The organism is Pantoea eucrina (genome assembly GCF_002095385.1).
Taxonomy (GTDB): domain Bacteria; phylum Pseudomonadota; class Gammaproteobacteria; order Enterobacterales; family Enterobacteriaceae; genus Pantoea; species Pantoea eucrina.
In genome coordinates this window covers 17,942-33,096 of sequence record NZ_MIPP01000002.1, presented here as the reverse complement: position 1 = coordinate 33,096, position 15,155 = coordinate 17,942, and the positions used below count along the sequence as shown (strand labels likewise).

The 15,155-nt window shown below is 57.7% G+C and carries 15 protein-coding genes and 1 pseudogene; 5 read left to right on the top strand and 11 right to left on the bottom strand.

Going from position 1 to position 15,155, the window contains the following annotated elements; all coding sequences use genetic code 11:
• Positions 1-10: 10 nt before the first annotated feature.
• Complete coding sequence (locus HA43_RS01450) at positions 11-916, bottom strand: polyprenyl synthetase family protein (RefSeq protein ID WP_071668403.1); 906 nt, start codon at positions 914-916, stop codon at positions 11-13.
• Positions 917-1,245: 329 nt separating this feature from the next.
• Between HA43_RS01450 and HA43_RS01445 the strand changes: the two genes are divergently transcribed.
• Positions 1,246-1,464 carry a hypothetical protein gene (locus HA43_RS01445; protein ID WP_040113660.1) on the top strand — a complete coding sequence of 73 codons (219 nt, stop codon included), beginning with the start codon at positions 1,246-1,248 and terminating at the stop codon, positions 1,462-1,464.
• Positions 1,465-1,502: 38 nt separating this feature from the next.
• Here the strand turns inward: HA43_RS01445 and HA43_RS01440 are convergent, their stop codons facing one another.
• The gene (locus HA43_RS01440; RefSeq protein WP_094110768.1) at positions 1,503-2,210 is read right to left on the bottom strand and encodes a phage antirepressor KilAC domain-containing protein; all 708 of its coding nucleotides are present in this window, start codon (positions 2,208-2,210) and stop codon (positions 1,503-1,505) included.
• 264 nt (positions 2,211-2,474) lie between these two features.
• On the opposite strand from HA43_RS01440, the gene HA43_RS01435 reads away from it, so the two are divergent.
• Positions 2,475-3,668: a zinc-dependent alcohol dehydrogenase gene (locus tag HA43_RS01435; RefSeq protein WP_040113656.1), complete on the top strand. Its 1,194-nt coding sequence runs from the start codon at positions 2,475-2,477 to the stop codon at positions 3,666-3,668.
• Positions 3,669-3,709: 41 nt separating this feature from the next.
• On the opposite strand, the gene HA43_RS01430 is transcribed toward HA43_RS01435, so the two are convergent.
• Genes HA43_RS01430 through HA43_RS01425 form a run of 3 tightly spaced genes read right to left on the bottom strand, consistent with a single transcriptional unit; the run spans position 3,710 to position 5,182 of the window.
• Positions 3,710-4,057, bottom strand: coding sequence for a hypothetical protein (locus tag HA43_RS01430; protein ID WP_040113654.1), 348 nt, complete (start codon positions 4,055-4,057; stop codon positions 3,710-3,712).
• A 21-nt stretch (positions 4,058-4,078) separates the two neighbouring features.
• Positions 4,079-4,252: a hypothetical protein gene (locus HA43_RS18960; RefSeq protein WP_166714220.1), complete on the bottom strand. Its 174-nt coding sequence runs from the start codon at positions 4,250-4,252 to the stop codon at positions 4,079-4,081.
• Positions 4,253-4,288: 36 nt separating this feature from the next.
• A complete protein-coding gene (locus HA43_RS01425) occupies positions 4,289-5,182 on the bottom strand; it encodes a helix-turn-helix transcriptional regulator (protein WP_094110878.1) in 894 nt (297 codons plus the stop codon).
• Between the two features lie 117 nt (positions 5,183-5,299).
• On the opposite strand from HA43_RS01425, the gene HA43_RS01420 reads away from it, so the two are divergent.
• On the top strand, positions 5,300-6,709 hold the full coding sequence (locus tag HA43_RS01420) for an MFS transporter (RefSeq protein WP_094110877.1): 1,410 nt from the start codon (positions 5,300-5,302) through the stop codon (positions 6,707-6,709).
• Positions 6,710-6,712: 3 nt separating this feature from the next.
• Here HA43_RS01420 and HA43_RS01415 read toward each other — a convergent pair whose 3' ends face one another.
• The 5 genes and pseudogenes from HA43_RS01415 to HA43_RS01395 form a co-directional block, all read right to left on the bottom strand.
• A complete protein-coding gene (locus tag HA43_RS01415) occupies positions 6,713-7,801 on the bottom strand; it encodes an ABC transporter ATP-binding protein (protein ID WP_094110767.1) in 1,089 nt (362 codons plus the stop codon).
• Between the two features lie 3 nt (positions 7,802-7,804).
• Positions 7,805-8,752: a carbohydrate kinase family protein gene (locus tag HA43_RS01410; RefSeq protein ID WP_094110766.1), complete on the bottom strand. Its 948-nt coding sequence runs from the start codon at positions 8,750-8,752 to the stop codon at positions 7,805-7,807.
• Positions 8,749-9,587 (bottom strand): annotated as a pseudogene (locus HA43_RS01405) (carbohydrate ABC transporter permease). Before HA43_RS01405 ends, HA43_RS01410 begins: the two are co-directional and overlap by 4 nt.
• On the bottom strand, positions 9,577-10,485 hold the full coding sequence (locus HA43_RS01400; protein WP_094110765.1) for a carbohydrate ABC transporter permease: 909 nt from the start codon (positions 10,483-10,485) through the stop codon (positions 9,577-9,579). The pseudogene HA43_RS01405 and the gene HA43_RS01400 overlap by 11 nt, the downstream one beginning before the upstream one ends.
• Before the next feature lie 9 nt (positions 10,486-10,494).
• On the bottom strand, positions 10,495-11,730 hold the full coding sequence (locus HA43_RS01395) for an extracellular solute-binding protein (protein ID WP_094110764.1): 1,236 nt from the start codon (positions 11,728-11,730) through the stop codon (positions 10,495-10,497).
• A 255-nt stretch (positions 11,731-11,985) separates the two neighbouring features.
• Between HA43_RS01395 and HA43_RS01390 the strand changes: the two genes are divergently transcribed.
• The gene (locus HA43_RS01390) at positions 11,986-13,155 is read left to right on the top strand and encodes an ROK family transcriptional regulator (RefSeq protein WP_040113642.1); all 1,170 of its coding nucleotides are present in this window, start codon (positions 11,986-11,988) and stop codon (positions 13,153-13,155) included.
• 162 nt (positions 13,156-13,317) lie between these two features.
• A complete protein-coding gene (locus HA43_RS01385) occupies positions 13,318-14,253 on the top strand; it encodes an ROK family protein (protein WP_040113640.1) in 936 nt (311 codons plus the stop codon).
• Here the strand turns inward: HA43_RS01385 and HA43_RS01380 are convergent.
• Entirely contained in the window at positions 14,247-15,128 is an 882-nt protein-coding gene (locus HA43_RS01380) for a LysR family transcriptional regulator (RefSeq protein ID WP_071668393.1), read from the bottom strand. The genes HA43_RS01385 and HA43_RS01380 overlap by 7 nt on opposite strands.
• Positions 15,129-15,155: the final 27 nt, after the last annotated feature.

The window sequence follows — 15,155 nt, the reverse complement described above, 5'->3', positions numbered from 1 at the left end:
ATGATCCGCGTTAGTTGAACATTGCCAGCTGCTGATTAAACAGGGCATGCATATATTGACGGGTTGCAACGCCGCGGTGACAGGCGCAGGCAAGATGTTCATCAGCGGAGCGCAGATGCTCACGCAAACGGCGCTCCGCACCGTCAGCACCCAGCATCTGAACCAGCGTCGATTTGCCCTGATCTTTATGAATATCTTTACCGGTATGTTTGCAGCCATCAGCAAGATCGTCCAGGAGCTGAAAAGCCTGGCCCAGATCCTGCGCAAAGTAGCTGAGTTTCTGACGCATTACCGGCGCAGCATCAGTCACAATCGCCGCCATCTGCAGCGCAGCGCGAAAAAGCACGCTGGTTTTCAGTTCGTTAGTTATGGCAATCGCTTCCGGGCTGCGGCTCTGTCCACCTTCATGCAGATCCTGAAACTGCCCCTGAACCAGCCCCTGCAAACCTACCGCCGCAGAGAGTTCAGCAATGGCGTCTGTTTTGTGCTGGGAGGGCAAATCCGGCGCGAGCGCGATAACTTCATAAGCGCGGCTGAGCAGCGCGACTGCTGCCAGGATAGCCACGTTTTCGCCAAACTCGCGATGCACGGTGGGACGACCGCGTCGCATCAGCGCATCGTCCATGCAGGGAATATCATCCAGTATCAGCGAGGCCGCATGCACCATTTCAACCGCGCAGGCGAGATCGAGAATGCCACGCTTTGTCAGGTCATAGCCCATGTCACGCGCCGCCAGTAACAGCAGCAGCGGACGTATGCGCTTACCGCTCGGCAGCGTGCCGGCACGCATAGCGGCCCGCACGCGATCGGAGGGCTGTCCGGCTGGCAGTAGCAGCTCAAGATTCTCCTGCAGAGCATGGCAAAGCTGGCGAAGATCGTTTTCCTGATTTGCTGCAATTTCGGCATGGGCGGTCATAGCGGCTATCCATGGTTAATAAACGTGGCGCTTTTTTTATTAACCGTAGACTGCGCAGGGGAAGAATGCCAGCGGTGATGACACGTTAAGTCTCAGAAACCAATTATTTATATTAATTTACCGTTCCGGCTGGCTGGTATGGCATCAGGCCCGGCAGATCGGAATACATTGCTGTCAGCATCCTCAGAAACAGCAGCGCGCAGAGCAGGGAAGAGAGGCAGAAGAGGTTATTTTTTAACCTAAAAAAACGAACTTGCCGATCGCGATCAAATTTCAGCCATCAGCATTGCAGGAAGATACCTTTAGTCAGGAAATAACCGGAGGCAGCAATGAGCAAATCACTAATGCGTTTATCGGATATGGCGCGCTATCTGGGCGTCTCTCCCGCCGTGCTGATTCGCGCTATCTGTAATCGCGGCACGCTGGAGAAGGTGCCGCTCCCCTCTGCAATTGATGAAGAGCTGCCGCTCTCCAGCCGGTGCTGGTCACCGCAGGAGGTCAGGCAGTTTCGCCATCAGCTACAGCGTCAGCGGCATCAGCACAAGTAAGCAGGCAGAGCCGATGTCTGTTCATCGGCTCTGCTGTATCAGGCGGCGACGCCTGCAGGATGAGAGGCCAGGTGACCCGCCCACAGGCTTGCAACCCATTTCACGCCTTTTGCGGTAAAGCGGGCCTGTGAGAACGCGTGCTGATTTTCACCCGTACCGGTGCGGAAAGAGAAATAGCCCGCCTGCACGTGATGTTTCTGTGGTGCCAGCGTATTTTTCTCGCGGTACATAATATTGCGTTCAAGCAGGAACTGCCGGAAGTCAGTCTCTTTGACCTTCAGCATTTTACAGAGCTGACGAAATCCCAGCGCTTCATTGACCTCAGTAAAACGGTCAAAAAACTCCGCTTTTGGTGCAGAGAGTGCCAGCTGCTGCTCTGCGCGCCGCCGCTGTTCAAATTGCTCCGCCCAGGCACGGGCTGCTTCGGCCGGATCCGTGAAGTCCGGCAGCTGAGCGATCTTTTCTTTCTCCTGCCAGCGATCGAGCAGATCGGCAGTAAAGCCGGGCGAAAGTCGGGCTATGGCGAGTAACGAGTCGCGTTTATTGAGCAGAAACTCCTGACGGCTCTCACCTTCATGCTCGTAAAGACTGACCGTAACAGGCTGGGAAAGGCGCTGTGCGGTTTCCAGGCTTTTAATCAGGCGCTTCACTTCGCCGTGCGTGATGCCAGTCAGTCTGGCGAGGTCACGGCTGCTCATCAGCAGAGACGCGGTTTGAGCAGCAAGAATTTCCGTTGAGATCATCATTCGTATCACCTCTTAAAACGTCATTCAGTCATCAAGACTGCTGGATAAGTATACAACTTACTGTGGTTATATCCAGTGTTTTTTTTAACCAATTTGGTAGTTTTTCTGCTGCTGAGCGCCACGTTCCGGCGCAGCTGCAACGCGGTTGCACCGCGCGGGCAGAACTGCCGATGCGCTTGCCTAATCAGCAATTGATGCCAGGCTCAGGCAATTCGCCTTAAATAATGTCAGGCACCTGCTGCGCTTATTAATGAGGAGTTAAGAATGAAAGCGTTAACCTATCATGGCCCGCACAAAGTACGCGTTGAAACGGTTCCCGATCCGGTATTGCAGGAAGCGGATGATATTATTCTGCGTGTCACTGCAACCGCTATCTGCGGTTCTGATTTGCATTTATATCGCGGTAAGATCCCAAAAACTGAACATGGCGATATATTTGGTCATGAATTTATGGGTGAAGTGGTGGAAGCTGGCAGTGCCGTAACCAATGTGGCGATTGGCGACCGCGTGGTGGTGCCGTTTGTGGTCGCCTGCGGCGACTGCTTCTTCTGCCATCTGCATCAGTATGCCGCCTGTGAAACCACTAATCCGGGTCGCGGTGCGATACTCAATAAAAAAAATATCACGCCACCCGCCGCCCTGTTTGGGTTCAGTCATCTTTATGGCGGAATACCCGGCGGACAGGCAGAATATGTTCGCGTGCCGAAAGCGAATACCGGCCCGTTCAAAGTGCCGCTGGCGCTGCCGGATGACAAAGTGCTGTTTCTGTCCGATATCCTCCCGACCGCCTGGCAGGCGGTGCAGAATGCCGGGCTGGATAAAGGCTCAAGCGTCGCGATCTTTGGTGCCGGCCCGGTAGGTCTGCTTAGCGCCGCCTGTGCAAGGCTGATGGGTGCCGAAGATATCTTTATGATTGATCATAACGCCTATCGTCTGGAGTTTGCCCGTCAGCGCTATGGCGTTACGCCGATAAATTTTGACGAGATTGACGATCCCGCAGCCTGGATTATTGACCATACCAAAGGGAACCGCGGCGTGGATGCGGTGATTGATGCAGTGGGCTTTGAAGCCAAAGGCAGCCTGACCGAAACCGTCCTCAGCAATCTGAAACTTGAAGGCAGCAGCGGCAAAGCGCTGCGTCAGTGTATTGCGGCCGTACGTCGCGGTGGGGTGGTCAGCGTGCCGGGCGTCTATGCCGGTTTTATCCATGGCTTCATGTTTGGCGATGCGTTCGATAAAGGGCTGACTTTCAAAATGGGACAAACGCACGTGCACGCCTATCTGCCACGGCTGCTGTCGCTGATTGAACAGGGATTATTAACGCCGGAAGAGATTGTTACGCATCATATGCCGCTGGATGCGGCGGCAGAGGGGTATGAGATCTTTGATAAACGCAAAGAGGATTGCCGCAAAATCATTCTGGTGCCGGGAATGAAATCGGCTACTGCTGAAGCCTGACGCTATGGAGGCTGCCGCGTGGCAGCCTGCATAACAGAAATTCAGCGTACGCTGCCTTCGTCACGGTCGCTGAGTTCAGAAAGCGACACTTCAACAAACGGCATGTTATCCAGCCTGTCGCCGTAATCTTCACTGACATCAGGCAGGCTGGTGAACTGACCATCAACAAACAGAAAACTCAGATGCCGTTCAACCTCTTCCAGCAGCTCATCCACCTCTTTTGCGGTTTCACCCTGAGCGTTTTTACCATCCAGTTTCCAGCGAAAATGATTACCCACGATTTCTGCGCTGCCAATATCAACTACTTTGGCATCGATATTTTCTAACAGCAGACGCTGGCGGGCAAAATAAAGCAGATAGGGCATCCGATCGCGATTAATTTCAGACATACATTACTCCTGAATAATATTTCAGTGCGGGAAATAGTTGCGTACAGCATATACCGACCAGTAAACCGCGTTCAGGCCCAGCCAGGCCCAGCAGCCCCAGTAAGCAACGGGTTCACGCCGGGTACGCAATTTAGGCAGAAATGCCAGCAAATAACCCGCCGCCGCAATAAGCGCAACGAAATAAAGAAATTTCATGCTTTCTCCTGATTATTTATCATGAAGTAAGCATAGTCAGATTAACGCATTTGTGGAGCGCAGCGCCTGATATCCGGCAATGAGTTTTTCCAGTGCCGCTGCGCTTGTTTCGTCCGCCGGGACGTAAACCAGCAGGCGGTCACCATTGCGTGAAGCGGACCACCAGTTATTCTGACGCAGCGTAAATTCCCCGGTTTCCGCCCGCCAGAAACGCTTGATCCGATTCTCCACTTTTCCCAGCTCGTAACGCTGCCAGGTCTGTGCAAATTCATCAGAACTGTTAATCAGCCGGGTGAGAAAGCTTTCCCAGTGCGGATCGCCAAGGTGTTCTCCCATCTGGCCGCGAAACATGGCCACCATCTGCGGCATGACTTCATCCCAGTCGCGTATCATGCCGCGCCAGCCGGGATGATTAAACGCCAGCCAGATACAGTTGCGATCCTCAGCCTCTACGCTTGCCAGATCTATACCCATCAGCGCACACCACGCAGCGTTATAGCCAATGATGTCAAAACGCGGTGTCTCAATAATGGCCGGCAGCTGGATAGCATCCAGCATCTGCTGATTATGCTCAGCGAGTTTGCAGCAGGCGGCAACCTGAAGGGCGGGCAGTTTATGACCGGCGAGTGAGAAAAGATGCTGCGTTTCAACATCATTACACTGCAGTGCTGATGCGATCGCCGTCAGCGTTTTCAGCGACGCTTTAATATCGCGACCCTGTTCCAGCCAGGTGTACCAGGTGACGCCGACATCAGCCAGCTGGGCGACCTCTTCGCGGCGCAGGCCCGGCGTGCGCCGCTGGCGCATACGCGGCAGACCCAGCCTGACAGGATCGAGGTTTTCCCGTCGGGAACGCAAAAAGGCGCCCAGCAGTTTGCGATTCGTATGAACCTCTTTTTCAGCAAAGTTTACAGCGGGTTGAATCGACATCAGCGTCATTTCTCCGGCCAGACGGGTGGTTTTAATACCATGATAATCAAAAACTGGTACCCGGTTATTTTTCAGCAGATGCTATGCCGCAATGAACACGAAAACAAGGTGAAACTGATGCACACTCCGCAACTTCGTCAGGCGGGTCTGATGGTACTGCTGGCCGGACTCTTACTGCCTATGATCGACTTTTCAATCGTTAACGTGGCGCTGGATGCAATGGCGCATAGCCTGCAGGCAACGCCCACCCAGCTGGCGCTGATTGTTGCTGTCTATGGTATTACTTTTGCCGTTTGCCTCGCGATGGGAGGGCGGCTCGGAGATAACTATGGGCGGCGCCGGGTTTTTATCAGCGGTGTCGGGATCTTTGCCCTGGCTTCGCTGCTGTGCGGTATGGCAAGCGGGGCCGGGATGCTGATGTTTGCCCGCGCGCTGCAGGGAGTGGGTGCGGCACTTATCGTGCCGCAGATCCTGGCAACGCTGCATATTACGCTGCAGGGCAGGGAGCATGCGCGGGCGATTGGTCTCTATGGCGGAATGGGCGGGCTGGCGTTCGTGATTGGTCAGGTGCTGGGCGGCTTTCTTATCAAAGCCGATCCGGGTGGGTATGGCTGGCGCAGCGTGTTTCTGATCAACCTGCCGATCTGTCTGGGCGTACTGGTGGCTGCGCGCCGCTTTATTCCGGAAACCCGCAATGCGACCCGCGTACCGGTTGATATCAGCGGTGCGCTGCTGCTGGGCGGAGCCACAGGCGCACTGTTGCTGAGCCTGGCGCTGGGGCCGGTGCTGAACTGGCGCTGGCCATGCGTGCTGTTACTGCTGCTGGCGCCGCTGTTTTTGCTGCAGCTGCGACGGGTCTCTGTGCGTGCTGAAGCGTCAGGCCATTCACCGCTGCTGCCCCCGTCACTGCTGCGTTTACCCGGCGTGCGTTTCAGCCTTACGCTTGCCGTTATCTTTTTCTCCTGCTGGAGCGGGTTTATGTTTGTCATGGCTCTGACGCTGCAGTCCGGGCTTGGCTTCAGCGCCTTTGACTCCGGTAACGCTTTCATAGCGCTGGGGGTAGCCTATTTTATCGGTGCCATGCGGTCGACCGCACTGGTCACGCGCTTTGGTACGCGCACAATGCTGCTGGCTGGCTGTGCTATTCAGATCACCGGCCTGCTGGCTCTGATGGCAACCCTGCAGCTCCGGTGGCCGCAGGCGGGTATTCTTGCGCTGGCGCCAGCCACGGCACTCATTGGATTTGGTCAGTCTTTTATTGTCAGTACCTTCTACCGTATTGGCATGCGCGATATTCCGCATCATCAGGCGGGCGCCGGCAGCGCCATGTTGTCGACCGTGCAGCAGTCGGCGATGGGGCTGGGGCCGATGCTGCTGGGCGGCGTATTCTGCCATTTCAGCCAGACCGGATCCTGGCTGAGTGCTATCAGCGGTACGCTGGGGACTGAACTGCTCTCCATGCTGGTACTGGTGGCGATCGCCTTAATGCAGCATGACAACGTGGCAACCACACCCGCAGAAGGATAACGTTCACGGTAACGGCGGCGCTTCCGGCAGACGCTGGCCACTCTGCGCATCGAACAGGTGGATTTTTTCCATGCGCAGCGCAATCGTCAGCGGATCGCCGCTGCCTGCTGCGTGACGGCCAGGTACCTGCATATGCAGCGTATGCCCGTGCCACGTCAGATGCAGCAGCGTGGATTCTCCGGTGATCTCCGTAACGGCGACCTGCGCCAGACTGCCCTGCATCGCCGGTATCAAATCGTGGGGGCGGATGCCAATCATCAGCGCAGCCCCTTCCTGTGCCGCGTGCTGCCAGCGCGGAGGAAGCGGCTGCCAGAGATCTTCACATTCAATGCCCGGCACGCCATCACGCGTTACCAGGTGCGCCGGCAGCAGATTCATCGGAGGCGAGCCGATAAAGCGGGCGACAAACAGATCCGCAGGACGATCGTAAATGCTGAGCGGGGCGCCCTGCTGAACGATCTGACCTTCGCGCATTACCACAATCTGATCGGCCAGCGTCATCGCCTCGACCTGATCGTGCGTGACATAAATCATGGTGGTTTTAAAACGCTGGTGCAGCGCTTTGATTTCCGCCCGCAGCTCCATGCGCAGCTGAGCATCGAGATTAGATAGCGGTTCATCAAACAGGAAAACCTGAGGATTTCGCACCATCGCCCGGCCCATCGCCACGCGCTGACGCTGGCCGCCGGAGAGGGCGCGCGGGTAGCGCTGCAGCAATTTATCGATACCCAGAATAGCGGCAACGCGCGCAATCTTACTCTGCTGCTCCGCGCGGCCCACCTTTTTAACCTGCATATGAAAGGCGAGGTTTTCAGCCACGGTAAGGTGCGGATAGAGCGCGTAGCTCTGGAACACCATCGCCATGTCGCGGTCGGCCGGGTCGCGATCGCCAATCGGTATATCGTTCATCAGAATGGTTCCCTCTGACAAACTATCCAGCCCGGCCAGCAGCCTCAGCAGCGTGGACTTACCGCAGCCGGACGGGCCAACCAGTACGGTAAAACTGCCATCGGGAATGCTGAGACTGAGCGGATGCAATACCGTCTGTTTGCCGTAGCGTCTGGCGACGCTGACGAGCTCAATACTGGCCATAAATTACCTCTCCTCTGCTGAAAATGGCAGCTGTTGCCAGCCGGGATAGCGGCGTGGCTGCGTGCTGATCGCCTGTGATGCCACGGCAATGCCCCACTGCAGCGCGCGGCTCAGCGGCTGCTGATGTAACAGCGCGGTGAGAAAGCCGGCGTTGAAACTGTCACCGGCTCCTATGGTATCCACGACGGTGACGGGAGTGGCAGGCTGTTCCAGCCACTGCGCACCCTGCCAGCAGGCGGCACCGGCACTACCGCGCTTCACCACGCAGCCGCCACGTCCGCTCAGGGTTCCCGCCAGCTGCCGTGCGCTCTCCGGCAGCGTTGCCGCCGCGCCGAGGCCCAGCGTCTCTGCTTCATTCAGTAACAGCCAGTCGCAGAACGGCAGCCACCGGGCAACCTGCTGCCGTACTTCTGTGCTCCAGCCCTGCGGAGGCCAGCCGGTGTCTACGGCGATCGCAAAGCCGCGCTGGCGCAGCGCCTGCAGCAGCGCGGCATAGTGCGTAGTGAGTGCCAGACAGAGAAAAGTGCCGCACAGCAGGACAATATCTCCCGGCGAGGCACGCGGCGGGATTTGATCCAGTACGTCATCCGCGCTGAGCTGCGCCACGTGACCAAAATTGCTCAGAAACGAGCGCTCGTGATCGCTGTGCGTAATGCCAACGGTGACAGACGTTTCGCAGGCGTAGCGTCTCCAGTGCGCCGCACTGTTTGGGAAGTAGCCCGCCAGCCAGGCGCTGAGGCCATCATTCCCCTGATTAGCGACAGCGCGATGGCGAACCTGCATCGCTTCCAGTGCCAGCGCACAGTTACCCGCCGAGCCGCCCGGACGCAGTTCACTCTGAGGGAGCATGACTTCAGTGCCGCGCTGTGGCCAGCTATCCAGCGTACCCATAATTAAATCGGCGTTAACGTTGCCAGCGACGTAGAGCGTTGCGTTACAGTCAATTGTCATCCTTTACTCCCGCCGCTGGCCAGACCGCTCACCAGCGTTTTCTGCAGCCAGACAGCAATTAACAGAGGGGGAACCGAAGCCAGAATGCCAACCGCGGCAATCAGGCCGTCATCGGTTGCGCGTCCGGCAGTAAAGCCGGCAATGGTCACCGGCAGCGTTTGCGCCGTAATATTGCTGGTGAAGAGCAGGGCATAGAAAAATTCATCCCACGCCAGCAGCCAGCCAAACAGCGCTGCGGCGCCCAGAACCGGTTTTGCCAGCGGCAGCGTGATGCGCAGCAGCACCTGCCACACCCGCAGGCCATCAAGCCGCGCAGCCTGTTCAATATCACGCGGCAGAGTGTCAAACTGGTTTTTGAGCATCCAGGTCAGAAACGGCAGGATCAGCGAACAGTAAACGATAATCAGACCCGGGCGGGTGTTCAGCAGATCCAGCTGCTGCAGCAGAAAGTAGAGCGGCAGTACAAAGGCCACCGGCGGCACCATATAGATGGCCAGTGACGCAAACAGCCAGCCGTCGCGTCCGGGATAGCGCGAAAAGCTGAAAGCAGCCGGGATCGCCAGCAGCAGACAGACCAGCGTTCCTCCCGTCGCCACCAGCAGACTATTACCCAGCGCATGCAGAAACAGGGTTCCCGGTTCACCCGGCGCCAGCGACAAAAGCCGGCCGTAGCGGCTGAAATCCCACTGGCGCGGTATCCACTCCAGCGGCACGCGCGTCAGGTCGCTGGTGGCGCTGACGCTCATCAGAAACAGCCAGCCCATCGGGGCCAGAACCGACAGCGCCACGGCGCTGCCGCCACATATTTAGCCACAGATATCATCTTACGCTTCATGGGCACTCCCCCGGCGACGCTGCCGCCACAGCAGCAGCATATAGAGCGCAATCAGTACGGCACACAGCAGCGTCATCAGGATGGCATAGGCCGCTCCGCTGCCGGCGCGCAGATAGCTGAACGACTCCTGATAGACGTAGAAACTGAGCGTTTTGGTGCTATCTACCGGCCCGCCCCGGGTCATGACATAGATGATGTCGAATATTTTGAACGCATCAATGGTGCGCAGCACCAGCGCCACGCTGAGCGCTCCGACGATGGCCGGAAAGGTAATGGCGCGAAACCGTCGCCAGGCTGAGGCGCCGTCCAGGCGCGCCGCCTCAAAAAGATCGTCCGGAATCGACTGCAGCGCAGCCAGCACCAGCAGCGTAACCAGCGGATAGTTCTTCCACACATCAGCAAACATCACGGCGTTAAGCGCTGAGTCGGGTGAACCCAGCCAGCTGCGATAGCCATCCAGGATACCGAGCTGTGTCAGCAGCGCGTTGACGCTGCCGTAGTCCGGATTAAAATTAAGTCGCCACATCATCGCGTTAACGATTGTCGGCAGCGCCCACGGCAGGATCACCAGCACGCGCAGCACGTTGCGGCCGGTAAACCGCTGATTAAGCAGCAGCGCCACCAGCACGCCAATGACGGCCTCGAAAGCAACCGACACCAGCGTAAAATAGAGCGTGCGCCACAGCGAAAGCCGGAAGTCGGGATCGCTTAAGGCGTACAGGTAGTTCTCCACGCCGATCCAGCCGGGCGCATCGCCGCTGCTTATCAGGGCTGCGTCGGTAAAACTCAGCCAGATGGTCCGCATCAGCGGCCAGGCGGTAAGCAGCAGCATGACCAGCAGCATGGGGGCCAGCAGCACCCATGCCTGCCGTCGCTCACGTTGACGCAAACTCAGCATGCCCGCTCCTTAGCGCAGCCGCGCGGCACTTTTATCGACCGCCTGCATGGCGGCTTCCGGGGTCGCGCCGCCGGTCAAAACCTGCTGCAGCTGCTGCTGCAGCGTGCTGGAGAGACGCGAATAGTCTGCGGTTTCAGGACGTGACAGCATTACGCTCAGCGACGTGTCCGCTGCCTTAATCAGGCTCTCCTGATCTTTCATCACCGCCGCATCCTGATAAGAGCTTTTCCAGATAGGCAGGCTCAGACGGGCATAGTTGTTCTGCACCGGCTGAGAGGTCATGTACCGGATATACTGCCACGCCTGATCGGCATGGGTGCTGCCGCTGGCGATCCCGAGCCCCATTGAGCCGTTGACCGCGCCCGCTTTGCCTGGCGCATCGCCAGGTGCAGGCATAATGCCAACCTGACCCGCAACTTTGCTCTGTTTTGCATCGTTGGCCATGTTGTACATATAGGTCCAGTTCAGCGCGAACGCGGCGTCGCCATTGGAGAACGCTTTGCGCACATCTTCTTCCAGATACTCACGTGAGGCGGGGTTAGTCAGTCCGTCATCAAGCGAGCTTTTCATCAGTTTTACCGCCTGCAGTGAAGCGGGGCTGGAGAAGTTAAGTTTGCCGTTCTGGTAGAACTGCCCGCCAAAGCCGGAGACCAGCGTGGTGTAGTCGCATACCAGCGCTTCCGCCTGAGACCAGCTCCACACCAGCGGATAATTCACGATCTTTTTCTCTTTAATAATGCGCGCGTCATCCATTACCTGCTGCCAGGTTTGCGGCAGGTCGCGGATGCCCGCTTTCTCCAGCATCGCTTTGTTGTAGTACAGATATTTGGTGTCCAGAATCCACGGCATACCGAGCGTTTTACCGTTGAACACCACGGTTTTAAGCGCACCGGGGAAAATCTGCGCCTTATCTTCGGCACTGATACGGCCGCTGACATCCTGCAACAGGTTAAATTTTGTGAATTCCGCCGGCCAGATCGCATCAAAAAGCACCACGTCGTAGCCATTTCCGCCCGCACCCCGTGCCGCGACAATCTTGTCGTGCAGCGCTTCATACGGCACAAATTCAAGGTTGACCTTAACGTCCGGATTCGCTTTTTCAAAAGCCTGCGTCATGGCGCGAATATCGCTCTCGCTATAGGCTGCCTGAGTCATAAACAGCGCATTGAGTGAGGTGGCCGCCGTCGCGCTGGCAGCGCTGGCGAGCAGAAACAGTGCCAAACAACCGTGAACCGATTTTTTCATGATATGTCCGCCTGAAAGCTGTGAGAGATTAATTAAATCAATTTGATTGATTTAATAACGTGCGCAAAAGTGTGCGTCAGTTGCCATGCCACAGAAAGGTAAGCAAGCGATGTGCCAGAAACGATCTGCTGCGGGTCCTGCTTCTACTTTGCACGTTTTCCCGCCGCTGTCAGGTAAACAGGTTGTAAAATGTGCCAGCGATCATAGATATTGTTGCGGTGGCAGAGCGGCCAGGCGCGAAAAGGAAATAGCACGATGAGAACATCAGGGACTAACCTTGAACACGCGCGGGCGCATAACCGGCGCGTGATCATTGAGGCCATTCGCCTGCACGGTGAACTGACACGGGCTGAGCTGGCGCGGCTCACGGCCCTGACCGCGCAAACGGTATCTAATATTGTCGCAGAACTTGAACAGGCGGAACTGCTGATAAGCCATGGACCGCGACGTCAGGGACGCGGACAGCCCGCTATTCCCGTCACGCTGAATCCGGCCAGTGCGTTTTCAATCGGTATTCATCTTGATCACCAGACGCTGCTGATGGTGCTGGTAGATTTAACCGGCGAAATTCATTTTCGCCGTCTCATTATGGTGCAAAAACCGGAGCCTGCTGCCACGCTGGCGCGCATCGTCTCGGTGCTGGATGAGATTAAGTCGCAGCTGGGTGCGCGCTGGCGCAAAGTGCTGGGTATCGGCGTTGTGATGCCAGGGCCCTTTGGCGTTGAGGGACTCTCTTCACTGGGGCCGACCACGCTGCACGGCTGGGAAGATGTCGATATTGCAGGAGAGCTGGCGGCACTCAGTCAGCTGCCGGTGACGCTGGAAAATGATGCCACGGTAGCGGCAATTGGCGAACGCTTTCACGGCGTGGCGCGCCATCTTAATTCGTTTATCTATCTCTACATCGGTACCGGGCTGGGTGCAGGTATCATTGTTGATGGTCACGTCTGCAGCGGTGATGCACATAACGCCGGTGAAGTTGGCCATATGGTGGTGGATCCCGGCGGGCGCGACTGCTACTGCGGCAATCAGGGGTGCCTGGAACGCTATGTCTCGCTGCAGGCAGCCTATGAATTCTGCGGGCTTGATCCCATGACCGCGCTGCCGGACGATTTGCTGGCGGTGCCGGCAGAGCTGTTTGACGCGTGGATCGCCACTGCGCTGACGCCGCTGCGCCAGGCCATCAATATGCTGGAGTGCATCTTTGACGCGGAGAGCGTGATTATTGGCGGTATGATCCCTGCTGCCCTGCTGGAGAAAATCGTTGCGCGCCTGCCGCCGCTTTACCAGTCTGTGCGCGGGCGCTACCTGACCGCCACGCGCATACGGACCGGAATGAGCGGCAGTGATACCGCCGCGCTGGGTGCGGCAGCGCTGCCGCTGTTTGATGAGTTTAATCCGCAGTTTCAGGTATTAATGAAATGAGCATGATGATGCGCCAGGCTGGCGCCGGTAATCCTGCGCGGCGTCTGCATACCTTTTAGCCGTTTATTGCGCCGATGCGAAAAAACCTGTGCGGCCCGTTTCCTGCCGGCGTTATTTTATTTACATTGCCAGCAACTTTTTGCTGACCCAGCGGACTCTGCAATGACTATTCCTGCCTTACCGGTAATCTGCCTCGATCTTGGCGGTTCATTTATTAAACTTGGCGTGATGACGCAGGCTGAGCAGATCCAGCTGCTCGATCAGCAGCCGATGCCCGCCCGCTCCTGGGAAGCGTTTTGCGCTACCGTCAGCGATACGATCGCCAGACATCAGGCACATTTCAGCGCGCACTCCCCGGTCGCGGTTTCCACCGCCGGAATTGTCGCGCCACTGAGTGGCGAGATGTTTGCCAGTAACATACCTGCCTTTCACGGACGTCATATGGCGCAGGAGCTTGGCGCATACCTGCAGCGTCCGGTCACGGTCCATAACGATGCCGACTGTTTTGCCGTTGCGGAGGCGCTGGCCGGGGCCGGACAGGGGCATAAAGTGGTGCTGGGCGCTATCCTCGGTTCAGGCGTGGGCGGCGGACTGGTTGCAGATGGCCGGCTGATCACCGGTCAGAATGGCTTAACCGGTGAGTGGGGACATGGCCCGATCACGCTACGCGAAGTTGATATCGCAGGCAAAACGGTTGCCATACCGCGTCAGCCGTGCCCGTGCGGTCAGAGCGGCTGTCTTGATACTTATGGCGGAGCGCGCGGTCTGGAAACCCTGCACCGCGTGCTGCATGATGAAACGCTCAGCAGCAAAGCGATCGTTTCACGCTGGCAGGCAGACGAAAACCAGGCGCAGCAGACGCTGGAGGCGTGGCTCCAGCTGGTGAGTGAGCCGCTGGCCTACACCGTTAACATCACCGGAGCGAGCTGCGTCGCCGTCGGCGGCGGGCTGGCCTCCGTTGTTCCGCTGATAGCTGCCCTTAACGAGGCGGTGCAGCAGCGGGTGCTGCGCCGTACGCCGCAGCCGCTGGTGATCCCCGGCCGCCATGCTCATCAGGGTGGCATGCTGGGTGCAGCGCTGCTGGCGCTGGCTCACTGAGCCGCCAGTTTTTGCTGTAAAAACGCAATAAACTGCCGGTGGATCTCGCTGCGCTGGCGATGCTGCGGGTAGAGCGCATTAAGGTGCAGCGAGGCGGGCTGCCACGCATCCAGCACGCGTATTAATTCACCGCTGGCCAGCGCCGGCGCCACGATAAATTCCGGCAGCAGGATCAGCCCCAGCCCGGCAATCGCCGCATCGCGCAGCATTTCACCATTATTACTGACCATCGGCCCCTGAACTGCCACGACGCTGCGCTGCCCGTCCCTGAACAGCTCCCAGCCCTGCTGACTTTCCCGGCCGTAGCGCAGGCAGCGGTGCAGCGACAGTTCCGCAGGCGTCTCCGGCGCTCCGGCGCCCTGAAGATAGGCAGGGCTGCCGCAGATCAGCCGCCGGAATTCGCCCAGCCTGCGTGCGATCAGGCTGGAGTCGGGCAGGGTGCCGATGCGAATAGCCATATCAAATCCTTCTCCCACCATATCGACATGGCGATCGGCCAGCTCAACCTGAAACTGCAGGCCGGGATGCAGCGTGAGGAATTCAGCAATGTAGGGGGAGAGATGCGTAATGCCAAACGACATCGGCACGCTCAGACGGAAGTTACCCTGCAGAGCCTGATGACGACCGGATACTGCCAGTTCCGCTTCCTGTACATCATCCAGTATGCGCTGTGCGTGATGCGCAAACAGCAGACCATTTTCTGTCACCGAAAGCTTGCGGGTATTCCGGTTGAGCAGGCGGGTGCCCAGCGCCGCTTCCAGCGCCGCCATGCGGCGGCTGACATACTGCTTTGAAAGCATCAGCTGTTCAGCGGCTGCACTGAAGTTGCCCGCATGGATAACAGCAACGTAAATACGAAGATCGTCTATCTGCATAGTGTCCACTAATTCGTGACAGTGATT